22 protein-coding genes are annotated in these 26,144 nt (G+C 59.2%); 9 read left to right on the top strand and 13 right to left on the bottom strand.

From position 1 onward, the window contains the following. Positions 1-73 precede the first annotated feature (73 nt). Both RE428_RS07915 and RE428_RS07910 read left to right on the top strand, forming a co-directional pair. Positions 74-1,555, top strand: coding sequence for an ATPase domain-containing protein (locus RE428_RS07915; RefSeq protein ID WP_004581455.1), 1,482 nt, complete (start codon positions 74-76; stop codon positions 1,553-1,555). 12 nt (positions 1,556-1,567) lie between these two features. Further along, on the top strand, positions 1,568-3,883 hold the full coding sequence (locus RE428_RS07910; protein ID WP_004581454.1) for a putative bifunctional diguanylate cyclase/phosphodiesterase: 2,316 nt from the start codon (positions 1,568-1,570) through the stop codon (positions 3,881-3,883). 23 nt (positions 3,884-3,906) lie between these two features. On the opposite strand, the gene RE428_RS07905 is transcribed toward RE428_RS07910, so the two are convergent. After that, the gene (locus RE428_RS07905; protein ID WP_004581453.1) at positions 3,907-4,230 is read right to left on the bottom strand and encodes a low molecular weight protein tyrosine phosphatase family protein; all 324 of its coding nucleotides are present in this window, start codon (positions 4,228-4,230) and stop codon (positions 3,907-3,909) included. Between the two features lie 194 nt (positions 4,231-4,424). Here RE428_RS07905 and RE428_RS07900 point away from each other — a divergent pair, with 194 nt between their 5' ends. From RE428_RS07900 to RE428_RS07880, 5 genes are all read left to right on the top strand, one after another. Next, entirely contained in the window at positions 4,425-5,423 is a 999-nt protein-coding gene (locus tag RE428_RS07900) for an HlyD family secretion protein (RefSeq protein ID WP_004581452.1), read from the top strand. Continuing rightward, entirely contained in the window at positions 5,416-8,154 is a 2,739-nt protein-coding gene (gene rbbA, locus RE428_RS07895) for a ribosome-associated ATPase/putative transporter RbbA (RefSeq protein ID WP_004581451.1), read from the top strand. Before RE428_RS07900 ends, rbbA begins: the two co-directional genes overlap by 8 nt. 1 nt (position 8,155) lies before the next feature. Further along, positions 8,156-9,274, top strand: coding sequence for an ABC transporter permease (locus tag RE428_RS07890; protein WP_004581450.1), 1,119 nt, complete (start codon positions 8,156-8,158; stop codon positions 9,272-9,274). A gap of 114 nt (positions 9,275-9,388) precedes the next feature. Continuing rightward, on the top strand, positions 9,389-9,994 hold the full coding sequence (locus RE428_RS07885) for an ABC transporter ATP-binding protein (protein ID WP_004581449.1): 606 nt from the start codon (positions 9,389-9,391) through the stop codon (positions 9,992-9,994). Next, complete coding sequence (locus RE428_RS07880) at positions 9,994-10,800, top strand: ABC transporter permease (protein WP_004581448.1); 807 nt, start codon at positions 9,994-9,996, stop codon at positions 10,798-10,800. Before RE428_RS07885 ends, RE428_RS07880 begins: the two co-directional genes overlap by 1 nt. 18 nt (positions 10,801-10,818) lie before the next feature. Here RE428_RS07880 and RE428_RS07875 read toward each other — a convergent pair whose 3' ends face one another. Continuing rightward, positions 10,819-11,754 (bottom strand): hypothetical protein, encoded by a 936-nt coding sequence (locus tag RE428_RS07875; RefSeq protein WP_154660756.1) that lies wholly within the window; start codon positions 11,752-11,754, stop codon positions 10,819-10,821. A gap of 293 nt (positions 11,755-12,047) precedes the next feature. Further along, positions 12,048-12,506 carry a DUF1353 domain-containing protein gene (locus RE428_RS07870; protein WP_004581446.1) on the bottom strand — a complete coding sequence of 153 codons (459 nt, stop codon included), beginning with the start codon at positions 12,504-12,506 and terminating at the stop codon, positions 12,048-12,050. A 120-nt stretch (positions 12,507-12,626) separates the two neighbouring features. Here RE428_RS07870 and RE428_RS07865 point away from each other — a divergent pair, with 120 nt between their 5' ends. Further along, positions 12,627-13,457, top strand: coding sequence for an AraC family transcriptional regulator (locus tag RE428_RS07865; RefSeq protein ID WP_004581445.1), 831 nt, complete (start codon positions 12,627-12,629; stop codon positions 13,455-13,457). Positions 13,458-13,493: 36 nt separating this feature from the next. Next, positions 13,494-14,099 (top strand): LysE family translocator, encoded by a 606-nt coding sequence (locus RE428_RS07860; RefSeq protein ID WP_004581444.1) that lies wholly within the window; start codon positions 13,494-13,496, stop codon positions 14,097-14,099. A gap of 6 nt (positions 14,100-14,105) precedes the next feature. On the opposite strand, the gene RE428_RS07855 is transcribed toward RE428_RS07860, so the two are convergent. From RE428_RS07855 to RE428_RS07810, 10 genes are all read right to left on the bottom strand, one after another. Further along, positions 14,106-15,050 carry an AEC family transporter gene (locus RE428_RS07855; protein ID WP_004581443.1) on the bottom strand — a complete coding sequence of 315 codons (945 nt, stop codon included), beginning with the start codon at positions 15,048-15,050 and terminating at the stop codon, positions 14,106-14,108. Between the two features lie 9 nt (positions 15,051-15,059). Further along, a complete protein-coding gene (locus RE428_RS07850; protein ID WP_205624610.1) occupies positions 15,060-16,037 on the bottom strand; it encodes a 2-hydroxyacid dehydrogenase in 978 nt (325 codons plus the stop codon). A 114-nt stretch (positions 16,038-16,151) separates the two neighbouring features. Then, positions 16,152-17,729, bottom strand: a complete 1,578-nt coding sequence (locus tag RE428_RS07845; RefSeq protein WP_004581441.1) for an aldehyde dehydrogenase (NADP(+)) — start codon at positions 17,727-17,729, stop codon at positions 16,152-16,154. Between the two features lie 147 nt (positions 17,730-17,876). Continuing rightward, positions 17,877-18,635 (bottom strand): FadR/GntR family transcriptional regulator, encoded by a 759-nt coding sequence (locus RE428_RS07840; RefSeq protein ID WP_004581440.1) that lies wholly within the window; start codon positions 18,633-18,635, stop codon positions 17,877-17,879. A 57-nt stretch (positions 18,636-18,692) separates the two neighbouring features. Further along, positions 18,693-20,018, bottom strand: coding sequence for an enolase C-terminal domain-like protein (locus RE428_RS07835; RefSeq protein ID WP_004581439.1), 1,326 nt, complete (start codon positions 20,016-20,018; stop codon positions 18,693-18,695). A gap of 75 nt (positions 20,019-20,093) precedes the next feature. Continuing rightward, positions 20,094-21,005 carry a 5-dehydro-4-deoxyglucarate dehydratase gene (kdgD, locus tag RE428_RS07830; RefSeq protein WP_004581438.1) on the bottom strand — a complete coding sequence of 304 codons (912 nt, stop codon included), beginning with the start codon at positions 21,003-21,005 and terminating at the stop codon, positions 20,094-20,096. Between the two features lie 137 nt (positions 21,006-21,142). After that, the gene (gene garD, locus RE428_RS07825) at positions 21,143-22,717 is read right to left on the bottom strand and encodes a galactarate dehydratase (RefSeq protein ID WP_004581437.1); all 1,575 of its coding nucleotides are present in this window, start codon (positions 22,715-22,717) and stop codon (positions 21,143-21,145) included. Continuing rightward, entirely contained in the window at positions 22,714-24,225 is a 1,512-nt protein-coding gene (locus RE428_RS07820; RefSeq protein ID WP_004581436.1) for a tripartite tricarboxylate transporter permease, read from the bottom strand. Before RE428_RS07820 ends, garD begins: the two co-directional genes overlap by 4 nt. 12 nt (positions 24,226-24,237) lie before the next feature. Continuing rightward, entirely contained in the window at positions 24,238-24,681 is a 444-nt protein-coding gene (locus RE428_RS07815; protein WP_004581435.1) for a tripartite tricarboxylate transporter TctB family protein, read from the bottom strand. A 116-nt stretch (positions 24,682-24,797) separates the two neighbouring features. Next, complete coding sequence (locus RE428_RS07810; protein ID WP_004581434.1) at positions 24,798-25,844, bottom strand: hypothetical protein; 1,047 nt, start codon at positions 25,842-25,844, stop codon at positions 24,798-24,800. Between the last annotated feature and the right edge of the window lie 300 nt (positions 25,845-26,144).

Below are 26,144 nucleotides of genomic sequence, written 5' to 3'. Positions count from 1 at the left end.
AGGACACATTTTTTCGACACCATCGCTGCCCCAGTCGGGATAAAGGTGTCGGATGACAAGGAGAACACCTGTCGTGGTCGAACGTATCTCTACCGGCATCGCCGGCCTGGACGAAATTACCGATGGTGGGCTTCTCAGCCAACGAACCTATATGGTCAGCGGCGGACCTGGCAGCGGCAAGACAACCCTCTGCCTGCATTTCCTCACCCAGAACCCCGACGAAGACACACTCTACGTCACTTTCGACAAGAACGGGCAGACCATACGCTGGCTCTCCGAAAGCCTTGGGCTGACCTCCCCGCGCCTGCATTTCGAGGACATGTCACCGGGAGATCTCAGCGAAGAAATCCGTTCGGCGTTCGACGTGGTGCCAAGCTCGGAGCTGGGGCTAAGCCCTATCCTGGAGTCGATCTGCGACGCGGTCGAGCGCCATCGTCCCACCAGAATCGTCATCGAGCCGCTGTCCACCCTGCTCTACCTGGCACCCGACAGCTACCAGTTTCGCCGCCAGTGCCAGTCGCTGCTGAATTTCCTGACCGACACCGGCGCAACGGTCCTCTTCACCTCCGAGTCCGGTTCAGCGACGTTCAGCGAGAACGCGGGCGGCGACCTTCAGTTTATTTGTGACGGCATCGTCGAATTGAAGAACATGCGCGAGGGTCGCAGCATCCATATGACCAAGTTCCGCGGTTCCGGGTATTCCGACGGGGCTCACTTCATGCGGCTCACCTCCCGTGGAATGGAGGTGTTCCCTCGCCTGATCCCAGAGGACCATTCCCGCGAGTTTCACCGCGAGACGGTTTCCAGCGAGATCAAGGAAGTCGACGATCTGCTTGGCGGCGGTATCGAACGGGGCACCGTTACGATCGTGGCTGGCCCTACAGGCGTCGGCAAAACCACGCTTGGCATGCAGTTCCTGAGATCAGCTGCACGCCGCGGGGAACGCAGCGTGGTCTATACCTTTGAAGAACACAGCCAGACCATGCTCTCGCGCTGCCGGCAGATTAATATGCCCGTGGATGAAATGATCGAGAGTGGCGCCTTGCAGATCACCTCCATCGAGCCCATGCGTTACTCACCCGACGAACTTGCATTGTCGGTGCGTCATGAAGTTGAACAGAGAGGTGTCAAGACGGTCATGCTGGACAGCTCCTCCGGTTACCAGATTTCCGTATCCAAACTTTCCGTGGCGGGCGAGGAAATCATCGAGCGCCTGCACGCACTGTGTCGTTACCTCGTTGGCATGGGCGTCACGGTCATTATCGTCAACGAAACGCCCATGATTGCCACCGACAACGTTCAGCCTACGGATCCGAGTATCAGCTACCTGGGAGATACGCTGATCCTGTTGCGTTACCTGGAGGTCCGCGGTGAAGTCCGCAAGACCATCGGCGTGCTGAAGAAACGCACCGGGGACTACGAAAAAAGCTTGCGGGAACTGGAAATTACCGGCGAGGGTATTCGCGTAGGAAAGCCTTTGCGCCACCTGCGTGGTATCCTGCGCGGCCTACCCTGGTACCCTTTCGAGCATCAGGATGACGTTGCCGGAACCTGAGGAGGCCAGCTGTTGGCACGCCTATTCGTATCATTAGGACATACCGGTAACGAACGCATCTTCAGGGATGTCTTGCCCGACCATGACCTTGAGTTTTCACGCTCGGGGCGCTTGCCGGAAGAACCTTTTGACGTCGCCGTACTGGACCTGACCACCTTCACCCGATTGCGTCGGGACCTGCGTGCCTTGAGGCGGCTGAATGCACCGGCAGTGCTCCCGGTACTGTTAATCCTGCAGCAGAGTCAGATGGGCCAAGTACGTGAGCTGCTGGGTAACGAAATCAACGAAGTCCTGCTCAAGCCGGTCAGCAGCGCTGAATTGGCGGCCCGGGTGGACAACCTGATACGCCTGCGCAGCCTCTCGCTCCAGCAACAGTCGGAATTGGACACCGCCCAGAAAGACCGGACGCGAACAAACCGGGCCTATAAAGTGTTGGCGGCCTGCAACGAGACCGTATTGCGCGGCGACACGGAGTGTCAGCTCATCAGTGCCGTGCTCGAGAAATTGATTGAGCTCAGCGATTACAACCTGGTATGGATGGGTATCGCCAGGGAGGACGACGATCATAGCGTGGACGTCCTGGCACATGCGGGTGAGCTCGAACCGTACATGAAGCACCTGGTCGTCCGGTGGAAGAAAAACGACGACTTCAGCAAGGGACCGGCAGGGCGGGCTATCAACGAGCAGCGTCCAATCGTGTGCCAGAATGTGGCTACGGATCCCGAGTTCGCGCCCTGGCGGGAGGCTGCCCTTGCGCACGGTATCGCTTCCACGCTCGCATTGCCGTTGGAAATCGACGACGGCGAGAAGGGCCTGCTCGCCATCTATAGCGCCCATACCAATGCGTTTACCGCCGACGAAATCATGCTGCTGGAGCGACTTGCAGCCAACCTGGCCTTCGGCGTCAGCGCCCTGCGCCTGCGGACCAACCTGCAGGAGCAACGCACGCTGGCCTGGAACCGGGCGTATCGGGATTCGCTCACCCACCTGCCCAATCGTCAGTGGGTGATGGAAGAACTGAACAAACTCGATGCCGAGTTATCCCGCCATAAGCGCTATGCGGCGGTGCTATTTGTCGACCTTGACGGCTTCAAGCGCATCAACGACAGCCTGGGTCATGAAGTCGGCGATCGACTGCTGTATCAGGTGGCTGGCCGTCTGCGAAACATAGCCCGGGAAGAAGATTTCGTCGCGCGTCTCGGCGGCGACGAGTTCCTGATCCTGATGCGGTTCGACGCGACCGATGAAGCCATAGCAGCATCACTGACGCCTCGGAACGCTGTCGCTGAAGCTGCCGCACGGCTCGCCCAACGGCTGGTGGAAGGCCTGCAGCAGTCGTTCGTGGATGGCGAGATGGAGCATCACCTGGGAACCAGTATCGGCATAAGCCTTTACCCCGACGACACCGACCAGGCCAGTAGCCTGGTCAATTGCGCCGATATTGCCATGTACGAGGCCAAATCAGCCGGCGGCGGCGATTTTCGCTTCTACTACAACGACCTCTCCGTAAAGCAGCGAGAAAAGCTGGTCCTGAAGAATGACCTCCATCGGGCAGTGCATGACGGCGCCTTCAGCGCCCACTTCCAGCCCATCGTCGATATCGAGACCGGCCAGGTGGAATATGTCGAAGCCCTCATGCGCCTGAACCGTCAGGACGGCACGGTGGTATCTCCGGTGGAATTCCTGCAAACCCTTGAAGAAACCGGCCTGATCTCACGTACCGGCCAGATGCTGTTGGAGCAGGCAGGCCATACCCTTGCCCAATGCCGGGAAGTAGAACCGAACCTGCGTTTGGCGCTGAACCTCTCGGTCAACCAACTCTGGCAGGCTGACCTGGTCGAGCAGCTTGAACAGATGCTGACCAAATACAACCTGCCCGCAGCGGCGCTGATGCTCGAAGTGACTGAAGGCTCGATGATTTCGGATGTCCGCAAGGTGGAGACCTTCCTGGAACGGCTTCACGCGCAAGGCTTCGAGATTGCTATCGACGATTTCGGTACGGGCTATTCCTCCCTGAGCCGTCTGAGGGCGCTACCGGTCAGCAAACTGAAGCTGGATAAATCGTTCCTTACCCATGTGCCCGAGCAACACGAAAACCTGGAGATGGTAAAGGCGGTCCTGCAGATGAGCCGGAGCCTCAACCTCGTGATGGTCGCCGAGGGTGTCGAGACTGAAGAGCAGCTCGAGATCCTGCGTCAGCTGAAATGCCCGTTGGGCCAGGGCTACCTGTTCGCCCGCCCGATGCCCTCAAATGAGTTGCTAGCCTATTTGCTCGCCAAGAAAAATCGCCCTGAACTCGCCGGCGGATCCGGCGCCGACTTGTCCTGAATAGCCGCCAATCCGGCGCCAAGCTAAAGCTTCACCGCCTTTCCGACGCGCTCTTCCAGTAAAGTCACCAATTCCTGGTCCATGAACGGAAAGCGATCCGGTATATCCAGGCTGACCACCTCTTTGTTTTCCAGTTGCAGCGCAAAGCCATTCATTAGCCATTCCCGCTGGAATGCGTCCATCACGAGGATCACATCCGCCCACTCGATCAGATCCGTCGACACGGAGCGGTTGGCCTCGGGGCTGATGCCGGCACTGAGCGCCTGAATATCGGGATAGCTCGAAAAGACCGCTTCAGCCGTGGGGCTGCGGAGTCGGTTCTCGCTACAGACGAAGAGGAGTTTCATTAGCGTCCTCCTTCACCATGAGGGATGCCTTCAGAGTGAACGGCGCCTCCAGGTCGCGTCAATGCCCCGGTTATCGTGTCCAGTCGCCCCCGCGGAACGTCCGTTGACCCACATCAAGACCCTTTCGTCAGCTATCGGTATTGTTATTATCCATAGGACTTTTCGCCTGTTACCGCAAAGACCCAGAGGCATTCATGACCCACCCAACCCGGACACGCTCCCTGGTGGGGGCATTGGTCGTTATCGTTCTGATCATTGGTGTGATCGTCGCCTACCGGTATCGTCCCGGTGCCGATCAGTTACCGCCGTTCGTAGCCTCCGGCAATGGCCGCATCGAGGCCACCGAAGTGGATATCGCCACCCGCCTGCCAGGGCGCCTGGAATCGGTCATGATCCGGGAGGGCGACATGGTGGAAGCAGACCAGCCCGTTGCCCGCATGGATACTGACGAGCTAGAAGCCAATCTCAGTGCCGCCCAGGCCAACCTGCGCCAGGCCATCGAAGCCAAGCGGCATGCCGAAGCCGTGGTCACCCAGCGCATAGCGGAACTGCGTCTGGCCGACGCCGAGTTACGTCGCATGGCCTCGCTGGTGGAGAAAGGCCATGTGTCACGGGAACAGGTCGACCAGTCACAGACGTCCGCCGAGACGGCTAAAGCAGCGCTACGCGCAGCGCAGGTCCAGGTGGAATCCGCCCAGGCCGGTATCGAGGCCGCGGAGGCAAGCATCCAGCAGGTCCAGACCAGCCTGGACGACAGTCTCCTGACCACGCCTGTTGGCGGCCGCGTGCTGTACAAGCTTGCCGAACCCGGCGAAATCCTGGCTTCAGGCGGCAAGATCGCAACCGTGCTGGACGTGACTGACGTCTACATGACCATCTTCTTGCCTACGGGCCAGGCTGGTAAGGTCCGGGTGGGCTCTGACGCCCGTATTATTCTCGATGCCATCCCCGACTACGTGATCCCCGCCAGCGTCAGCTTCGTAGCCGCAGAGGCGCAGTTCACCCCCAAGGCAGTCGAAACGCGCGCCGAGCGCGACAAGCTTATGTTCCGCGTGCGTATCCGGATCGATCCCGAACTGCTCAACGCCTATCGCGATCGCGTCAAGACCGGCGTGCCCGGCGAAGCCTACATCAAGATCGACGACCAGCAGCCCTGGCCAGACACGCTCGAGGTCAACCTGCCCAATGCGTGAACCCGTCGCCCTCCTTCAGGACATCAGCCACCGGTACGCCCGAACCGCTGCATTGACGGATATCTCGCTAGCGATACCTGCCGGCTGCATGGCGGGTATTATCGGACCCGACGGTGTCGGCAAGTCGACCCTTCTGGGCCTCGTTGCGGGTGCCCGCAAACTGCAACAGGGTCAACTCATGGTGCTGGGCGGCAACATGCGCAGCCGTCGTTTTCGCGCGGCGGCTTCACCACGCATTGCCTATATGCCACAAGGCCTCGGAGGCAATCTTTACCCCAGCCTGACCGTCCGCGAGAACCTGGAATTCTTCGCCGACCTGTTCGGTCTGAGGGGTCGATACAAAAAGGACAAGGTTAACCAGCTGTTGGCCGCAACCGATCTCCTCCGTTTTATCGAACGGCCCGCCGGTCAGCTATCCGGCGGCATGAAACAGAAACTGGCACTGTGCTGCGCCCTCATCCACGATCCGGATTTGCTGATCCTCGACGAGCCGACTACCGGTGTAGACCCGCTGTCCCGTCGGCGTTTCTGGGAATTAATCAACACCATCCGCGCGGACCGGGACCAGTTGAGCGTTTTGGTGGCCACCGCCTACATGGAGGAGGCCGAACGCTTCGACTGGCTGGCCGCCATGGATGCTGGTCGGGTGCTCGCTTCCGGAGCACCCCATGAGCTACTGACCGCAACCCGAACCGACCATCTGGACGACGCGTTCATTCAGTTGCTCCCCGAATCCAGACGCGACGGCGCGCGAAAACTGGAAATCCAGCCCCGCGAGCCAGATGGGACCGGCGACGATACCATCGCTATCGAGGCACGAAACCTAACCCTGAGATTCGGCGAATTTACGGCGGTTAACGACGTGAGTTTCCGCATTGAACGCGGTGAAATCTTCGGTTTCCTCGGTTCCAATGGCTGTGGGAAGACAACCACGATGAAGATGCTGACCGGGCTGCTGGAACCGAGCAAGGGCGAGGTGGTGTTGTTCGGGCAGCCCCTGGATTTTCATGACCGGGCGGCTCGGCGGCGCGTGGGCTACATGTCCCAGTCGTTCTCATTATATGGCGAGCTGACCGTTCGCCAGAATCTTGACCTGCATGCCCGTCTCTTTGATTTGCCCCGCACCGCCATCGAGGCCCGTATCGCCGAGTTGGGACGCCAGTTCGATCTGGAAGCCGTCATGGACAAGGTTGCGGCAGAGCTCCCCCTTGGGGTGCGCCAGCGCCTCTCCCTGGCCGTCGCGCTTGTGCATTCGCCCGAGTTATTGATCCTGGATGAACCTACCTCGGGTGTCGATCCGCTGGCCAGGGACAACTTCTGGCGAATGCTGATGGCTCTCTCACGGGAGGAGGGCGTCACGATCTTCATTTCTACCCACTTCATGAACGAAGGCGAGCGCTGCGACCGTGTTTCCCTGATGCACGCAGGCAGCGTACTGGCCTGCGACAGCCCCCACAAACTTGTCGAGCAGTACCAGGCAGATACCCTCGAAGAGGCCTTTATCAAGGTGCTCGAGCGCGAGGACCAGAACACGGGTAGGCCGATCGAACAAAGCGCCCTGCTGGCCGCACCTGAGTCAACGGGCCGCAGGCAGCCTCGCAGGGTTTTCAGTCCCGGCCGTATGTTCGCCTATTCCCGCCGGGAAGCGAAAGAACTGATGCGAGATCCGATCCGACTGGCTTTCGCCTTCCTCGGTTCAGCCTTGCTGATGGTTATCCTCGGCTACGGCATCACCATGGACGTCGAGGATCTTCGGTTCGCCGTGCTCGATTACGACCAAACCCCACAAAGCCGGGACTACATCGCTGCAGTCTCGGGCTCGCGCTATTTCCTGGAACAGCCGCCCATCCCCGATCGGGAAGCATTGGAGAATCGGCTACGTAGTGGTGACATCAGCCTGGCCATAGAGATACCCCCGCATTTCGGTAAAGACCTCAAGCGCGGTCGGGACACCGCTATCGCCATCTGGGTAGACGGCGCCATGCCGTTTCGAGGTGAAACGATTACCGGCTACATCCAGGGTTTGCACTACGCATACCTGGAGGACCTGATGCAGCGCAGTTACGGCAGCCAGATCTCTCTTGCCCCGTTCGGAATCGAAGACCGCTACCGGTACAACCAGGACTTCAGGAGCCTCGATGCCATGGTCCCGGCGGTGATACCCATGCTGCTGATCTTTATCCCGGCCATCCTCATGGCCCTGGGCATCGTGCGTGAGAAAGAGCTCGGCTCAATCACCAACCTCTACGTCACTCCCGTGACGCGCCTGGAATTCCTCATTGGCAAACAGTTGCCCTACATCGGCTTCAGCATGATCAGCTATTTCAGCCTGGTAGGGCTGGCGCTGCTGGTTTTCCGCGTGCCGATGGCCGGTAGCCTGCTGTGGTTGACCATAGCCGCCTTGCTCTACGTGACGGCGACCACCGCCATCGGCCAGGTCATGTCCTCGTTCTCTTCCACTCAAATCGCAGCGCTGGCCGGTACGGCCGTGCTGACTATGCTCCCCACCACGCAGTTCTCCGGCCTCACCGAGCCGGTCACCTCGCTTGACGGTGCCAGCGCCGTGATTGGCCACTTCTGGCCGGCGACCTGGTTCCTGCTGATCAGCCGGGGCATCTTCACCAAGGGACTTACGCCGGAAGACATGCGTTCAGCCTATATTTTCCTCGCGGCTTTCATCCCGGTGCTGACCGCCATGGCCGCCATGCTGCTGAAGAAACAGGGGCGCTGATATGGCTTTCCTGCGGAACGTCTATCACCTTGGCATCAAGGAGCTGCGCAGCTTGCGGCGGGACCGTGTGCTCCTCATTTTCGTCGTGGTTGCCTTTACCTTCATGGTGTATACCGCAGGGACTGGCGGCTCGACGGATCTTCACAATGCGCCCGTTGCCGTGGTCGATGAAGACCAGAGTGTCCTATCTGAAGCGATGGTAAATTCGCTGCAGCCGCCCTGGTTCCTTCCACCGGATACCGTCCGAATGCACGAGATCGACCGCGTGTTGGACCAGGGCACCCATACCTTTGCCATCGTTATTCCCAGCGGCTTCGAGCGGGACGTGCGTGAGGGCCGCCAGCCCTCGATCCAGCTTAATATCGATGCCACCCGCATGAGCCAGGCATTTATCGGATCCAACTACATCCAGCAACTGTTTACCACGGAAGCCCAGGAATTCCTCACGGCTGGCAGTTCCCGGGAAACCTCGCCGCTGGAGCTGGTTACCCGCACCAGCTTCAACCCCAATCTCGATGGCACCTGGTTTGGCGGCGCCATGGAGCTGATCCAGCAGATCACCATGATCAGTATCATCCTCACCGGCGCCGCGCTGATCCGGGAGCGGGAGCATGGCACCATCGAACACCTGATGGTGATGCCGCTCAGTCCCCTGGAGATCATGCTGGCCAAAGTCTGGGCCAACGGCCTGGTCATCCTGCTGGCTACCGCGATATCGATCACCCTTATTATCCACGGGTTCCTGGCCATGCCCGTCAGGGGCTCGATCCTGCTGTTCCTGGCCGGTACGCTGGTGCATCTCTTCTCCACCACCTCCATTGGCATCCTCATTGCCACCGTGGCGCGCTCCATGCCGCAACTTGGGCTGCTCATTTTCCTGGTCATACTGCCCTTGCAGATGCTCTCCGGTGCCATGACACCAGTCGAAACCATGCCGTCTGCGGTCCAGGCCATCATGCAACTGGCACCCACAACCCATTTCGTTAGTCTGGCGCAAGCGATCCTTTACCGGGGCGCCGACCTGTCCATCGTCTGGCCTCAATTCCTGGCGTTGCTGGGCATTGGCCTGGTGGTGTTCCTGTTCGCGCTGGTGCTTTTCCGGAAACACCTGGCGAGCTGAGTCTACTCAAGTTGAGCACAAACAAAGGACGGTTATTCCGCTACACCTTCATTCCGCTACACTTTCCCCTCTTGACCCACCTTCCCGCCATGAAGAGGAAAGCGGATAGCGAACATGTCTGAACCCGGCTGCCTAAACCTCGACGATGTCGCCGTAGGCGAGCTTAGCGGCGTCGGCCTAACCGTCGCGCCTGGTGAAATCGTGTGCATTTCAGGCCCTTCCGGTAGCGGCAAGAGCCGGCTGCTGCGGGCCATCGCCGACATTGAAGCTCACGATGGCCATATCCGACTCAACGGCCAAGACCAGCAAGACATGACCGGGCATGCCTGGCGACGTCGGGTGATCATGGTCCCCGCAGACAGTCAGTGGTGGTTCGATTCGGTGGGAGAGCACTTCCCAACTTCCCTGTCGCAGGATGATCTGAAGGCCCTGGGCTTCGATGAGGATGTGAGCGACTGGTCCATCAGCCGCCTGTCAAGCGGGGAACGTCAGCGCCTCGCGCTGCTGCGCACGCTCGTCCTTAAGCCGGAAGCCCTGTTGCTGGACGAGCCGACGAGCAACCTGGATCCGGATCGCGTCGCGGATGTGGAGACCTGGTTGCTGGAGCAGATTCGATCGCACCGCATCCCTACACTCTGGGTCGCCCACGACCCCGCGCAGATCGACCGGGTGGCCAATCGTCATTTCCGCCTCCAGTCCGGCCGCCTGGAGGCCACATAATGGACGTGATCGATATCGCCTGGTGGAAACTGGCGCTGGCCTCAGGTCTGGTACTGCTGCTGGCCGCCTTTACCTATTTCGGGCATTTGGGCATGACCAGAAGTCTCCTGGTCGCAGCCCTCCGCACGGTCATTCAACTCGCCCTGATCGGACTGGTGCTCGAAGCGCTGTTTGCCAACGCCGGCGTTCTGTGGGTGATCTTGCTGGCGATCGTCATGCTGCTCGTCGCCGGGCGAGAGGTCATGGCCCGTCAGAACCGACGTCTGACCGGCGCTTGGGCCTTCGGCCTGGGTACCGGCGCGATGTTCGTATCCTCGTTTACGGTCACGATTTTCTTGCTGACCGTCATTATCGGTCCCAATCCCTGGTATGCGCCGCAGTATGCCATTCCCCTGCTGGGCATGATCCTCGGCAATGCCATGACCGGTATCGCCCTTAGCCTGGATCGCCTGACCGAGGCAGTCTGGCGCCAGCAATCGGTGATCGAGTCCCGGCTGATGTTGGGCCAGACCTGGCGCGAGGCGGTAGGCGATATCCGTCGGGACGCCATGCGCAGCGGCCTGATTCCTTCCATAAATGCCATGGCGGCCGCCGGCATCGTCAGCCTGCCCGGCATGATGACGGGCCAGATCCTGGCTGGAAGCCCGCCGGGGGTCGCGGTTAAATATCAAATCCTGGTGATGTTCGCGATCAATGTGGGGGCGGGGTTTGGCTCGGTAATCGCAGTAAACCTGGGCAGTCGGCGCCTGTTCGACGAACGGGAACGCCTGCGTCTTGACCGGCTGGAAAAACGATCAGGGACGTAACGGGCAAGTGAAGGAGACCTAGCCGCGATATCTGCCCTGTCGGATATCGCGCCAGGATACTTCCCAAGGCGACTTGAACCACAACCATACCGAACGAAACATACCGGGCAGTGAGGGCTTATCGCTGTCCGGTGTCGCTTCCACGGGCGCTTGGCTGCCGCCTGTCACGGTTGAACTTGAGGTCGGCTTTACTACGACAGGCTCGTCCTCCTCCGACGATGCCTGATCTGCTTCGGGTAGAGCAATGCCGAAATCAGCGGTCTCTATGGGTAGTGGCAATTCAGCGACGCCGTGCCCGGCTCTGAGATGTTCAAGATTGGCAAGCAATCCGGTCTGCAACTGCTCCAGTAATTGGCGCATTGCCGCAGACAGATCGGTTCGTTCCAGCAACATGCGCACATCATTACCCATGGCCCTGACCTGTTGGATAACCTCCCGGCGTGCCTGTTGCTCTTCACGTGCGATGGCAAAGAGCTTTTTCTGTAGCTTTGCCCGATCCAAAGGCAAGCGGAAAGCAGGAATGCTGAGGCCTCGCCGGGCGAGCATGCCACGAAGGGCCAATGCTGTCCGCGACATGCGTTTGAGGGCATCGATGTCGTTCGAGGCTTCAGCCAGCATCCGGTCATCGACGCGTGCTTCGCCGGCGCTGATCCATTCAATCAATGGCATCATGCGGGAAAACAACCCATGCATCCTCAGGTCCAGCTTTTCGAGCCGTAAGGCCACCTCTGCATCCGACATGTTGCGCACCTTGCGCCCCAGGCCCTCGATAAACTGGGTCGCCTCCGGATCGCTGTCCGCGGCCGGCTCCCCCTGGGCCAGCATATCCTCGATACCCCGTTTGAGCCCCTCGATCGAACTCGTCATACGGATCAACCGCAGAAGAAAGTGACGACTTTCCTCAAGTTGCCGCAATGCGGTGGTTGCTGCAGGACTACCAACTACCTCGCCCAATTCTGTCTCCGGTTCATGGATATGCCATACCAGTTTAAAGCGTAAACCCGTCGATACTACTTTAAATGGTGCAAATATCGCGCATCCTCATGCCCACCTATCAAACATCGCCGCCCGCCTCACAAACCGTTGCAAGATAAAGCGACCAGCGATTATCCGAAGACTGCGCCAGGAAGAAGAATCGCCATGGTTTCATCGGCCTCTGCCACCAACTCATAATTTTTATATCGGAACCTGCAGTTAACCGAGGCCGGGACGAGGCGGCGAAAAGGGTAAGTTTTACCGGGACTGACTCACTCTCCCAACGCATTGTCGAGCGCTGCCTCGACGATGCTGAAATCAGGATCGTCCGGCAACTGCGGATCGAAAGGCGCCGGGGCTTCGCCCTCCTGCCACTTGGGGCCGAATGCCCGTACGGCTACATAGAACAGCATGGCGCGCCGGTGATCGACGCCGTCCTCGAGCATGGCCTCATAAAACATGCGGTGGGCGTCCCGAGAGCTGCGGATGTGCTTATTGCAGGCGACATCATGTACCACAGCAGCCCTGCGGTAATCACCCACGAAGGGCGTCCCCGCCAGGCGTGACCAGATGGCTTCCGGCAGGCTGGCGCCATTGATGACGTCGCCCGACTCAGCGGGCCAGGTACGGCCCTCGCTATCGATGAAGGCAAACGGCGCCAACAGCTCCATACGGCGGTCGAGACCTTCCTCCACGATCCAGCGGGTTTCCACTTCGCCGACAAAAGGCATGATTCAATCTCCTTGATAGCTTCAGGGCCAGTTTTACGGCATGGTCCATTCGAGCAATATTGTCCAAGCCATTCCCTCATACCCGTTTTAAAGTATCCTTAAGCATCGGGGGAATCGGCAATGGAACAAGACAGTCAGTTTCGATTTATCAAAAGCGTGCACTTGCCCGAAGTGACGGCACTCGAAGCTGCCATGGACACCTTCACCTATGACAAGCACGCACATGAGGAATACGCCTTTGGCGTCACCCTGAGCGGCCGTCAGGATTTCTTCAGTAACGGCGTCTATCACCGTAGCCCGCCCGGCAACATTATCCAGCTCAATCCGGACGCAGTGCACGACGGCAATTCCGGTGGCGATGAACCGCTCAACTACGTGATGCTCTACGTGCATCCCCGCCAGATCGAACCGCTGTTCGCCAATGCTGCGGGCGCGGAGGAAGCCAGCGATATCCGCATGAGCGAGACCCTGACGCACGACCCAGTCCTGCGCGGACACCTCATGGAACTCGTACGCCTGATTGCCAACAATGTCGGCAGCCGTATCGACCAGGAGCACGCGCTTTACCAGATCGCGTCACGGGTTGTTCAACGCGTCGGCCGATTCGAGCCGGACGAGGTGGCGCGGCGGGCCGATGTGCTGTTACGGCGCGCCAAGGACTTCATCCACAATCATGTCGACGCGGACCTGTCGCTGGAAGAGATCAGCGACGCCGCCAATCTTTCCAAATACCACTTCCTGCGCCTGTTCCGGCGCCAGTATGGCATCACGCCGCACCAGTATGTCATCAACTGCCGTATCAATGCGGCACGAACGGCCCTGGAGGCCGGCGAACCGGTCAACGATGTGGTCTATCGCTACGGCTTCTCCGACCTGAGCCACTTCAACCGGCGCTTCAAACGCATCTACGGCATGACGCCCAGGCAGTACCAGCAAAGCGTCACAGCCTGACGGCGCACTCGCTACCCGCATCCCAAAGGTTTAACCATGATTGAGATCTTCGCCTACGCCATAGGCGTGATGTACACGCCTGGGCCCGTGAACCTGCTCGGCCTGAATTCCGGCATCAATGGCCATTTCCGCGCATCGTCCGGCTTCTACGTGGGCGTTGGCACGGCCATGCTGATCCTGTTCCTGTTCTTTGGCTGGGTCGGCTCCAACGTCGTCGGAGGCAACGGCCTTATCCTGGTGAGCGTCCTGGGGTGTACCTACATCGCCTACCTGGCGTTCAAGATCCTACGGGCCAGCGTCGAGATCGAGGAAAACAGCCGGGCCACACGTCCATTGCGCTTCCGGGAGGGTCTGGTCACCCAGCTCCTCAATCCAAAGGGCATCGTCGCCACCCTGCCGATTGCCACCATCCAGTTTCCCGGCGTCGGTATCCACGGCATTGCGCTGGTGCTCTGGTCAGGCGTGCTGGCCTTGCTCGCCATCGGTGCGCCGGGGAGCTATTCATTGGTAGGTAGCCTGGTGGGCAAACGCATCCACCATCCGGCTTTCTTTCGCTGGTTCAACCGCGTTATGGCGCTATTACTGCTGTATGTAGCAGTGGCCATCGGGTACGAGTATATCTACCTGCCATTGGCGCGGTGAATACGGTTAAATCAAACCGTAGTGCTCGAGAAGATAAAGGCCGAACATGATGGTCACCATGGAAAAAACGGTGGAGATGGCAATGATGTTGGCTGCCAGCTTGCCGTCGCTTCCTGCAGCCCGCGCCATAACGTAACTGACGGCGGCTGTCGGGCTGGCGAGGAAGAGATAGAGCATGCCCAGGTCGCGGCCCTCGAAACCGATCAGCCAGGCGATGACGGTAAACAACGCCGGGGTCCAGAGCACCTTGATCAGGCTGGCACTGATAGCCAAACGTCCCGAATCCACCAACGAACCCAGGGAAAGCGACCCACCAATACAGACCAACGCCAGTGGCAGGGTCATGGACGCGAAATAATCGCCGGACACCATCACCCATTCCGGCAGCCCGAGCCCCACCCAAGACGCCAGGAGTCCAGCTAACACGCTGAGGATCAGAGGGTTGCGCGCCAGGTTGCTGAGCACCGATTTGATATCGCTCTCAAATGTCGGACTGTAGATACCCAATACGACGACCGACAACACGTTGAAGAGCACGATGCCGATGCCGGCAATCACCCCGCCAGTGGACAGGCCGTAGACGCCATACTGGCTCGCTGCCAGGGCCAGACCGATGATCCCACAATTGCCGCGAAAGGCACCCTGCACGTAGACACCCCGGTCCCGCACCGGAACGCGTTTCAATGACCAGAGCCACGCCCACCCGAAAGTCAGCAGCGTAACAAGGTAGAAATAGCCGATAAGATCAAGCTGAAGCGCCGTATCCAAGTCAGCCTGGAGGATCGAGAAAAACAGGAGCGTGGGCATCAGGGCCCGAAAACTGAGATTCGAAGCCGTGGCGATGAACGCATCGTTGATCAGCCGTGCCTTACGCAGGTATACGCCGGCAATCAGCATCGCGAACACCGGACCCGTGACGGTGAAGACCTGGAAAAACAGCGCTGTCTCCATCGATGGACGCTATACCGGCGTCAGCAAGGGGCTACCGGAAAAGTAGGCGGCCACGTTATCCACCACCAACTGTGCCATGGCATGGCGCGTTTCCTCGGTGCCACTGGCGCAATGGGGCTGCAGGACAACGTTGTCCATATCCAGCAGCGCCTGAGGCACGTTGGGCTCATCCGCAAAGACGTCGAGTCCCGCGCCGGCCAGCATGCCGCTAGATAGCACCTCTACCAGGTCAGGCTCGTCCACAACCGAACCGCGACCGATGTTGACCAGATAGCCGTCAGGACCTAACGCCTCTAGCACCGAGCGACCTACCAGTCGATGTGTGGGCTCGCCACCCGGTAGCGCAACCACAAGAATATCCACGTCTTCCGCCAACGCTTGGAGATCGTCGTACCAGGGATAATCCACCTCGGGCTGCTCCCGACGACCGTAATAGGCGATATCCAGCCCGAATGCCTCGGCCCTGTGCGCTATGGCCTTACCGATACGGCCGAGCCCCGCGATGCCCAGTCTTTTTCCGCGTACGCAGCGATTAAGCGGCATCATCCCATCGCGCACCCAGTGCCCTCCCCTGACCCAACGGTCACCGGGCAGCAGACGTCGTACCGTGGCGAGCAGGAGCATCAGCGCCATATCAGCCACGTCATCGTTGAGTACGTCAGGTGTGTTGGCGACATGGACGCCCCTGGCCTTGCAGGCCTCGACGCAGAGTCCGTCTGTGCCGACACCCTGGGACGACACCAGTTTGAGATTGGGCAACCGATCGAGTAGTTCGCGGGAAAAACCCACGCCGTTGCTGGTTACCACCACCTCGATCTTCTCGCCAAAGTTTGCAATCAAGACGTCGGAATCAGTGGCTTGGTCCAATCGGTGCAGTATATAGAGGTCTTCGAGCTCGGCCATTTGGGCCGGTCGAATGGCGCCAACGACGAGCACATGCCGCTCTGCCCGGGTTGCTGAGCGAGTATCTGAATTCGGTTCTGACACAGGTACCTCCCTGAACCAAAAAGGCCCCGCTCTCACGGGGCAAGGAGAGGATCGCTCCGAACCGGGCGCCTATAGAGCCACCCGGAAGAAACCAAAGATATGAGAGCGGATCGTCTAGCGTTGGTCCTGACCATCCACCAAGCGGCGAATGCCTTGTGGATTGCCATCCTTGAGGCTCTCCGGCATCAGCTCCTGCGGCAGGTCCTGATAGCAAACCGGGCGCACATAGCGCTGGATCGCCAGGGAACCGACAGAGGTGGTGCGGCTGTCGGAAGTCGCCGGATAGGGGCCCCCATGAACCATGGCATGGCAGACTTCCACGCCGGTAGGATAGCCGTTGCAGAGGATGCGCCCTGCACGGTATTCAAGCACCGGGAGCAGTTTGCGGGTGGCATCGTGGTCGCCGTCGTCCAGCTGCAACGTTGCCGTCAGCTGACCTTCCATTTGATCCGCAACGCGGGCGAAGTCGTCGACGCTCTTGCACTTGACCACCAGGGACGTCGATCCGAACACCTCGGCGGACAGACTCTCATCCGCCAGGAAGTCTTCCGCAGTCGTTACGAACAGGCCCGCCTGGCACTGGTTGGGCTGGTCGCTATCCTGGCCGGTCGCGACCTCGGTGACGCGGCTGTTGCCCTTGAGCTGCTCCATGCCGCTGCAATAGGCCTTATGGATCCCCGGAGTGAGCATGGTCTGCGTGCCGGCCTGGGACAGTTCCTCAGCAGCGACTTTCAGGAAGTTGTCGAGGTCCTCTCCTTCCTGTGCAAACACCAAACCCGGGTTCGTGCAGAACTGGCCTGCCCCCATTTGCAGGGAGCCGATAAAGCCCTTGGCAATCGCTTCGCCCCGCGCCTTGAGCGCCTGTGGCATCAGGAATACCGGGTTAATGCTGCTCATTTCCGCATACACCGGAATAGGCTCCGGGCGATTGGCTGCGATGTTCATCAGCGCCGTGCCACCGGAACGGGAGCCGGTGAAGCCTACGGCCTTGATGCGCGGGTGCGCGACCAGCGCCTGACCCACGACGTTGCCAGCGCCGAAGATTAGCGAGAACACGCCCTCGTGTAGGTTGCACTTGGCCACAGCCTTCTGCAGGGCGCGGCCGACCAGTTCGGAGGTGCCGGGATGCGCAGAGTGCGCCTTGACCACAACCGGGCAGCCCGCAGCCAGCGCAGAGGCGGTATCGCCACCTGCCACGGAGAACGCCAGTGGGAAGTTGCTGGCGCCGAAAACGGCGACCGGACCCAGAGGGATCATGCGCATGCGCAGGTCGGCGCGCGGCATCGGCTCACGGTCGGGCATGGCCGGATCGATCCGGGCATCAAGATAGTTGCCCGCACGCACGACGCTGGCGAAAAGACGCAACTGACCCATCGTACGACCGCGCTCGCCTTCGATCCGCGCCCGGGGCAGGCCGGACTCGGCCACGGCACGCTCGATCAGTTCATCGCCCAGGGCGAGGATCTCGTCAGCGCAGGTCTCAAGGAACGTGGCGCGGGCTTCGGGTGCCGTTTCGCGGTAACTGGCGAAGGCGTCCCAGGCCAGTTCTACAGCTGAATCCACATCTGCTTCGGTACCGCCGGCGAAGACCGGTTCCAGGGTCTCGTTAGTGGCAGGATTGATTGCGTGGATCGGCCCGTTGCTGCCCTTCACGGCGCGTGAGCCAATGAGCATTTCGCCAAGAATAGTCATCTGCATCTCCATTAAAGATTGTCTGCACTCCAGACGATCCGGAGCGCATTCAGTCAGGCCAGTACTCGGAGAAAGGTCCGCGGCTATGAGTCGATGGCTACAAAGTGCGAGCCATTGCCACTGCGTCATAAATGACGTCAGCTAGCGTTAGTCGAACTCATTGCTGGTGCGGTACTTCTCGTACAGGTGATAGGCACGATAGAGGTGCTTGTGCATCGCCTTACTGGCCGCTTCGGGCTGTCCCGATTTGATAGCGTCGAGGATTTCGCGGTGCTCCTGACGCACCCGGTCCAGGTACTGCTCGGTCGCCGGGTGATCGAGACTGGTATTGACGATCTTTGCTCTGGGGATGATGTTCTTGTTGAACTGCTCGTAGAACTGTCGGAAAAACGGGTTCTTGGTGGCGCTGGCGATGCCGAGGTGGAACGCGAGATCCTCGTCCCGGGCCAACTCCCCTTTTTCCAGGGCCTGGTCAAAGCGATCCAGGCATTGTTCGAGCCGTTCGATATCCTGTTCGTTCCGGCGCACCGCAGCAAATTCCGCCGCCTTGGTCTCGACACTGAGACGCAGTTCCAGGATGTTCAGGATATCTTCCACGGCCGTGGGATTGATGGTGTACGCATACAGGGTTTCAGCGGGCTGATTACGCATGACCGTCGTGCCAACACCACGGCGCGTCTCGACCAGGCCCAGCGACTTGAGCTGGGTAATCGCTTCGCGGACCACGGTGCGGCTGACCTCGAACATGTCGCACAACCGGCTCTCGGTCGGCAACTTGTCGCCAATGGCAATCTGCCCCTGGGCAATCATCTGCTCCAACTGCGAAGCGACATGCGTCGCCAGGCTGCCCGTGCGCTTGACGGGTTCAACCTTGAACGTACTACCGGAGGAGCCAGTGTTTCCCATTTTTGTTGTTTCCATCATCAATCCAATTCGGCCGAGTTACATTACCCCATGAGCTGATCAGCGAACAAGCGCGGGGCGCTTGGGATTAAAGGTCCAGCCCGGAATCAGGTACTGCATTGCCATGGCATCGTCTCGCTTACCGAGAGATAGGGACTTGAACAGCGCGTGCCCCTGCTCCAGCTTTTCGCGATCCAGTTCGATGCCGAGGCCGGGCTTTTCCGGAACCTTGAGTTTGCCGCCACGGATCTTCAGCGGGTCCTTGGTGATCCGCTGGCCGTCCTGCCAGATCCAGTGCGTGTCGATAGCGGTGATTTCGCCTGGGCAAGCAGCTGCCACGTGGGTCATCATCGCCAGTGAAATATCGAAATGGTTGTTGGAGTGAGAACCCCAGGTCATGCCCCACTCGTTGCATAGCTCACCCACGGCGACAGCGCCCTGCATGGTCCAGAAGTGGCAGTCGGCAAGCGGGATGTCCACGGAGTCCAGTCGAACCGCGTTGCGTAGTTGCTGCCAGTCGGTGGCGACCATATTGGTCGCCGTGCGCAGGCCCGTTTGGCGACGGAACTCGCTCATGGTTTCGCGACCCGACCATGCGCCTTCCTGGCCGCAGGGATCTTCGGCATAGCTGAGCATATGCTTGACCGGCGTGAGGTATTCCACCGCCTGCTTGAGCGTCCAGGCGCCGTTAGGGTCCAGAGTCAGCCGGGCCTCGGGGAAGACGTCATAGAGTGCCGCGATACATTCAGCTTCCTGGTGGCCATCGAGGACGCCGCCCTTCAACTTAAAGTCCCTGAAGCCATAACGGGCGTAGGCGGCCTTGGCCAGCCGCGCAACAGCCTCGGGCGTCAGGGCCTCCTGGGTCCGAACAATGTCCCAATCGTCGGAAGGATCGTCGGCGGTCGGATACGGCAGGTCCGTCTTCTTCGGATCGCCCAACAGGAACAGGTAGCCGAGGGCCTCGACCTCGTCGCGCTGGCGCCCGAACTGACCCAGCAGCTCGACCACCGGTAGCCCCATGCTCTGGCCAGCAAGGTCCAGTAGCGCGGACTCGATGCCAGTAATCACATGCACGGCAGTGCGCAGATCGAACGTCTGATTGCCACGGACGTCGTCCGCCTGTCCCGACGTGGCCTCGCGCACACGGCTGATGATGGCCTTGTAGCGTCCCACGGACTGGCCTTCCACCAGCTCGCGGCACTTCTCCAGGGTATCGATGATCGAAGCCGTTGCCGGGATTTCGCCCAGGCCGATATTGCCGTCGTTATCTTCCAGAACCACCACCGTCCGGATAAACCACGGGGCATGCCCGCCGCTGAGGTTCAGCAGGAAGCCGTCGTAGCCGGCGACCGGCACCACGGACATCTTCTTTATGGTTGTAAACATGCGCATACCTCACTCAAAGGTTTGGACAGGGCCCTTGTTCTTGCTGTTGCCTGTCCAGGGGACGTGATACCGCGGTCAACGATTGTTGTTGATGATGGCCGCAAGTGCCTCGCGGTCCGCCGGTGTCGGCATGGTCAGTGGAGCGCGCACGTCGCCTGCCGGCTGGCCCATAATGTCCGCACCGGCCTTGATCAGGCTGACCGCATAACCTTTCTTGCGATCGCGCAGGCGGCAGAACGGAATGAAGAAATCCTTGATGATGGACGACACCGTGGCCTGGTCGCCGCCGCGCAGCGCCTTGTAGAACTTCATTGTCATTTCCGGCATGAAGTTGAAGACGGCTGAAGAGTATGTATTCACGCCGACAGACAGGTAAGCCTCGGCAAAAATCTCGGCGGTCGGAACGCCACCGATATAGACCAGGCGATCGCCCACGGTCTTGATGGTGTCGTTAAGGGCGGCGATATTGCCGACGCCGTCCTTCAGGCCGATCAGGTTCGGACAGTCCGCCGCCAGCGCCTTTACGCTTTCAGCATCGAGAATGCCGTTGCCGCGGTTGTAGTAAATCACCTGCAGCGAGGTGCTGTTAATGATCGCTTTTGCATACTCGACCACACCTTCTACCGGACACTCAGTGAGGTACGGCGGCATCAGCAGGATACCGTCACAGCCCGCCTCTTCCGCGGCCTTGCAGAAGGCCCGGGCGTCCGGGACGCTACGGCCGGCACTGGCAATCACCGGCACACGGCCGTCAACGACCTCGACAGCTGCCTTGACGATCTGCCTGTACTCATCCAGCGACAGGGAGAAGAACTCACCCGTACCGCCAGCCACGAACACGCTGGATACGCCCTGCTCCACGAAACGCTCGATGCGTTGGCGATAGGTCTCGACATTGAAGCGGCCTTCGGCGTCCATGTCGGTGATCGGGAACGAAAGCAGGCCGTCGCTAAGGGACTGGCGGATACGTTCTACTGAAAGTGTCATTATTAATAATCCTCGATCTGTCGTTTTCGGGCGCCCACCTGGGTGGTCATACTCGGCAGAAGAGTTTCGATGCCCGGTCACTTAGTAATACATCATACAACATGCAGCGGTCGTCTCAACCACGCATCCCTACTACATCAAGTCACTGGCGCTGGATTAAACAGGACCAGATCGTTATGAAGACCCAAACGATCGGCGGCGACGACCTTGCGCCCGCTGGCGACATCAAGAATCATCTCGAAGAGTTCCCACCCGAGCGTTTCTATCGTTGCTTCACCGGTAGCAATCCGTCCGGCATCCAGATCAATCAGATCGTGCCAGCGGTTGCCCAACGTGCTGTTAGTGGACATCTTGATGACCGGCGCAACTGCCAGGCCATAGGGAGTCCCCCGTCCCGTGGTGAACACTTGCAGATTCATCCCCGAGGCAAACTGCAACGTGCCGCAGATAAAGTCGCTCGCCGGCGTCGCCGCAAAGTTCAGGCCGCGCTTGCGGATACGTTCGCCAGGACCCAGAACGTCGACGATCGGACTGGTACCGGACTTCACAATGGAGCCGAGCGCCTTCTCGACCACGTTACTCAGGCCGCCCTTCTTGTTACCGGGAGATGGATTCGCACTGCGGTCAGCCATGCCCTGGGTCAGGTAGTTGTCGTACCAGTCCATCTCACGGACCAGCGCCTCTGCTACCGATCGGTCGGCCGCTCTCGGCGTGAGCAGGTGAATGGCATCGCGAACCTCGGTCACCTCGGAAAACATGACGCTGCCACCGGCGCGAACGATAAGGTCGGAGGCAAAACCAACGGCCGGATTCGCCGTCACACCGGAGAAGGCGTCGGAGCCGCCACATTGAACGCCGACCACCAGCTCACTGGCGGGACAGGTTTCGCGACGGCGGCGATCCAGCTTCCGCAGGTGGGCTTCGGCCATTTCCAGGATCCCGTCAACCATCTCGCCGAAGCCTTCAAACTGCTCATCCTGCAGGCTGAGGATGTGATCGATCTCTTCGGCCGGATCGATAATACGCAGTGGTTGCTCATCATTGCCCTCCCCCAGCAGTCGTTTGGGTTGCAGCTTCTCGCATCCCAGGCCGATTACCATGACTTCGCCCCCGAAATTGGGGTTATTCGCCATGTTTTGCAGGGTACGGATCGGCACGATGGCGGCCGGTGCATTTATCGCCACCCCGCAGCCATAGCTGTGATTGAGCGCGACGACGTCATCCACATTTGGATAGCGCGGTAGCAATTCCTGCTTGATGCGCTTGACCACATAGTCGGTCACACCCGCGACACACTGCACGCTGGTGCTGATACCGAGGATATTTCGCGTGCCTACGGTGCCGTCGGCGTTGCGGTATCCCTCGAAGGTATAGCCCTCCAGCGGGGCGGCTTCCGGAGCAGGCCGCGTTGCCATCGGCAGGTTATCGAGCCCCGGAGGTGTCGGGAGCTGCACGAGGGTTTCGCGTATCCAGCGTCCGCGGGGCAACGGTTCGAGCGCATAACCTATCACCTCGCCGTAGCGGACAATCGGTTCGTCGCTCCCGATATCGGCCAGGGCCACCTTGTGACCTGACGGAACACCCTCGATCAGCATGGTGCCATCCTCGAGCTCGGTCCCCTCGGGTAGTCCTTTGGGATTGACGACAATAGCGACGTTATCCTCAGGTTTAATGCGGATAACCAGTGGCTTCGTATTCGCTTCAACACTCACGCGTTAGCCTCCTCTAGAGCAGCCTGAAGCTTGTTGCGGCGATGAACGACGACCGAGAACACCAGGGAAGCGATAATCAGGATCCACAGCACAACAGCAATGGGGCTCTTGGTAAAAAAGATCGTCAGGTTGCCGTAGGATTCGATGCTCTTGACGAAGTAGACTTCCGCGGACCCACCGAGAATGAAACCGATGACCAACGGGGCCGCCTCGATGCCTATCTTGGTCGCGGCCCATCCGAAGATGCCGAAGATCAACAGCGTCCACACGTCAAACATGATGCCGTAGTTGATCGCATAGGCACCGATGACACACATCATGATGATGATCGGGTAAAGAATGTACTTGGGTACCATCACCACCTTGGCAATGTGGCGAATGGCGAAATACATCAAGCCAAACATCACCAGGTTGGCAAAGACCAGCGCCACGACCATGGCGTACCACATCTCAAGGTTCTCGCCGATAAACAGCGGGCCAACCTGCAGGCCTTGCAGCGTGAAGGCGCCAATAAGCACAGCCGTCGTGCTGTCCCCCGGGATACCCAGTGAGAGAAGCGGAATCAACGCACCGCCCGTCAGACCGTTGTTGGCCGACTCAGAGGCAATAAGCCCTTCCGGCGCACCCTTACCCATCTGGCTCGGGTTCTTGGACATGTTCTTCTGCTGGGTGTAGGACAGCACGGAAGCCGCGCTACCGCCGATACCCGGAAGCATCCCCACGAACGTGCCGATGAACGAAGAGCGCACCAGGTTGACCCCTTGGCCCTTGAACACGTTGAACTTGAAGCGCTTGCCCTTGGATAACGCGACCTGGTCCTCGCTGGTATTCTCCTTGATGCCTTTCTCGGCCTCGTCAAAAATCGTGGCCAAGCCGAACAGGCCGATCAGCACTGGCAGCAAAGCAAAGCCCGCGTAGAGGTAGTCCTCCATGCTGTCGGTAATCAGGCGGTACTCGCCGTTACCGCCGTCGGAGATCTCGTAGGCCCCAACCAGTGACAACAGGACGCCCAACAGACCGCTGAAAATTCCGGCCAACACGTTCTTGGAGAGGGATGCGATAACCGTCAGCGCAAAGAAGATGATCAGGAATTTCTCGATGTAGGAAAACTTGATCGCAAAATCAGCGAGTAACGGCGCGAAGAAAAAAAGCAGGATGGCGCTGAACAGGCCGCCGAACACCGACGCCACGATACAGATCTTCAGGGCCCGCTCGGGCTCGCCCTTCTTGGCCATCGGGTGCCCGTCGAACGTTGTCGTTATGGACGATGGCGTACCCGGCAGGTTAAGCAGCACGGCCGGCACCATACCGCCGGAGATACCACCGACATACAAACCCAGGAGCAAGGCCAGGCCTTGCTGGAGTTCCAGCGAATAGGTCAATGGCAGGCAGACGGCAACGGCCATCGTTGCCGTCATTCCGGGGATCGCGCCGAAAATGATACCGATCAGGCAACCAACAGCGGCAAGCAGGAAATATTCAGGAGACAGTAGTGCTATAAATTCCATGTCAAAGCGCCCCTATGGAAGCGTAATCCCAAACAATTGCCCCAAGACGTACCAGGCGCAAAGCGGAGCAATCACGGCATTGAGCGTAATGATCAGCACGACACGTGCAGTAACGCCATGCACATAAACGAGGGATAGCAGGAACACGAACGGGATGGAGGTCAACAGGAAACCCAACCCCGTGTTGGGAAACATCTGGCCCACGACATCCATCAGGTAAAAGTAGGCGGTGACCAGGATCAGGGTGCTGAAGAGCCGGAACTTATCCGCCCCCGGTGTAAAGAACGCGAAACCACCCTGCTCGCCTTTCACCTTTGCAAGTAGCGTCTTGTGATTGGCAATCGCTATCCACACCAGGAGGATGCCGAGCAGCGAAAGGATGATTGTCGGAAAGAACAGGTGCGACTTATCGAAGTCGACCGAGACTTCCATCAAGGCGTGAAGTTGCTCGCCCATAACAATACCTCTACCTATCAACGGCGGCAGATCCAGCGACTACGCAGGACATGCCGGGAGCCATTCCAGTAAAGACAGGAGGGATGGCGACCGGCACCAGCCCTCCACAACCGTCGCTATTCGTTCAACGCTTCGATGATGTCAGCGTAACGGTCACGTTTGTCTTTGAGGTAAGTCTGGGCTTCACTCGATGGCTTGAAGTTCGGGATGAAGAAGGACTTCTTCTGGACCTTCTGGATGTTTCCAGCCTCGAATATCTCGGCGAGAGCGGTATCGATCGCCTCGATAATCTTGGGATCCGTCTCCTTGTTATAGAGGAAGAAGAATTCCTTATCGAACGTGAAGTTCTCATCGTCTCCCATAGGGACGGTAACGGCCGGCTCGACATATTTCAGAAGGTCTTCGCGGCTGGTCTTACCCATTCCTTCTGCGTTGGCCTGCTCAATCGTGTCATGGCGTGCTGTGAGCCAAAGGAATAGCATGGCTTTCTGGTCATCAGCAGGAAGGCGGGTGTACTGCTCATTTGCTTGGACGGTGCCGTTGATCACGTCGGCCAGCCCATCAAATAGCGTCTGGTTCTTGTCTGATTGGGATCCGGTATTTAGAGGCACCAGATTGGATTCCTTACCGGGATATTGCAGCCGCACCGCATTCTTCAGCGCGCTATAGCCGATCTCTGACACCCCTCCAGGCTGGATGGCGACGCGTACCGTCTTACCACTACCTGCCGCATCGATAACGTCTTGAGGTGTTTTGTAAGGAGAATTTTTCGGGACGAGATACGCGTTGCCGGGGTTGATGGCAAACGTCGGGCCGACGATAAAGTTCTCGAAAATATTGTCGTAACCGGGCGTGCCATACAAATGTCCAAGATACGCCTGATCATGGAAGATCATAATGGTGCTGCCGTTGGAGATTCGCTCCAGCGTCCGGAATGCGGCAGAGGAGCCAACGGCATCCACCTTGAAATTGACACCCAGATTCTCTGAGAGCGCATCAGCAATGATGCTGGACGCTTGATAGGTATCCCCGCCCGTCGAGGATGAGCCTATAACGACACGCACGTTACCGCGAATGGCATCACTGGCAGCAAAGCTCTGCATGGGCGCGACAAGGGATAGGGCTAAAAGGGCAACCTTCGCCCGGGTTAGGAGCTGTTTCATGACATTTTCCTGTTTTTGTGCTGTCAATTTTGGCCTTCACACCCCCTGCTCCGACACTGGCAGTCGCATTCACGACTTCGTCGTGCCCAATAACAGGCGAGCTTGTCGGTTATCATACATCATACAACTGCTCTTGCAACTCGGTTGCTCGGTTTTCTTAGAATTGGCAATGGGTATTTCTACCAGTGCGAAAGCAGGCCTCTTCGGTCCCTGACGGAGCCGCCGGAAGACAAGCTTTAGGCCAGCATGGATAAGGCGCTTCCCATATCTCACCAAAGCTCGACAAAAAATTCAGATAAG

The sequence above is a fragment of the Marinobacter nanhaiticus D15-8W genome (genome assembly GCF_036511935.1).
Lineage (GTDB): Bacteria > Pseudomonadota > Gammaproteobacteria > Pseudomonadales > Oleiphilaceae > Marinobacter_A > Marinobacter_A nanhaiticus.
The sequence above is the reverse complement of the archived record's forward strand: the minus strand, read 5'-3'. Positions and strand labels throughout refer to the sequence as shown.

Coding starts and splice junctions, on each gene's coding strand:
- RE428_RS07815 (WP_004581435.1), bottom strand. CDS start 24,681: ATGGGCGAGCAACTTCACGCCTTGATGGAAGTCTCGGTCGACTTCGAT.
- RE428_RS07865 (WP_004581445.1), top strand. CDS start 12,627: ATGGAACAAGACAGTCAGTTTCGATTTATCAAAAGCGTGCACTTGCCC.
- RE428_RS07845 (WP_004581441.1), bottom strand. CDS start 17,729: ATGACTATTCTTGGCGAAATGCTCATTGGCTCACGCGCCGTGAAGGGC.
- RE428_RS07820 (WP_004581436.1), bottom strand. CDS start 24,225: ATGGAATTTATAGCACTACTGTCTCCTGAATATTTCCTGCTTGCCGCT.
- RE428_RS07840 (WP_004581440.1), bottom strand. CDS start 18,635: ATGGGAAACACTGGCTCCTCCGGTAGTACGTTCAAGGTTGAACCCGTC.
- RE428_RS07835 (WP_004581439.1), bottom strand. CDS start 20,018: ATGTTTACAACCATAAAGAAGATGTCCGTGGTGCCGGTCGCCGGCTAC.
- rbbA (WP_004581451.1), top strand. CDS start 5,416: ATGCGTGAACCCGTCGCCCTCCTTCAGGACATCAGCCACCGGTACGCC.
- kdgD (WP_004581438.1), bottom strand. CDS start 21,005: ATGACACTTTCAGTAGAACGTATCCGCCAGTCCCTTAGCGACGGCCTG.
- RE428_RS07870 (WP_004581446.1), bottom strand. CDS start 12,506: ATGCCTTTTGTCGGCGAAGTGGAAACCCGCTGGATCGTGGAGGAAGGT.
- RE428_RS07880 (WP_004581448.1), top strand. CDS start 9,994: ATGGACGTGATCGATATCGCCTGGTGGAAACTGGCGCTGGCCTCAGGT.
- RE428_RS07900 (WP_004581452.1), top strand. CDS start 4,425: ATGACCCACCCAACCCGGACACGCTCCCTGGTGGGGGCATTGGTCGTT.
- RE428_RS07810 (WP_004581434.1), bottom strand. CDS start 25,844: ATGAAACAGCTCCTAACCCGGGCGAAGGTTGCCCTTTTAGCCCTATCC.
- RE428_RS07885 (WP_004581449.1), top strand. CDS start 9,389: ATGTCTGAACCCGGCTGCCTAAACCTCGACGATGTCGCCGTAGGCGAG.
- RE428_RS07855 (WP_004581443.1), bottom strand. CDS start 15,050: ATGGAGACAGCGCTGTTTTTCCAGGTCTTCACCGTCACGGGTCCGGTG.
- RE428_RS07905 (WP_004581453.1), bottom strand. CDS start 4,230: ATGAAACTCCTCTTCGTCTGTAGCGAGAACCGACTCCGCAGCCCCACG.
- RE428_RS07890 (WP_004581450.1), top strand. CDS start 8,156: ATGGCTTTCCTGCGGAACGTCTATCACCTTGGCATCAAGGAGCTGCGC.
- RE428_RS07860 (WP_004581444.1), top strand. CDS start 13,494: ATGATTGAGATCTTCGCCTACGCCATAGGCGTGATGTACACGCCTGGG.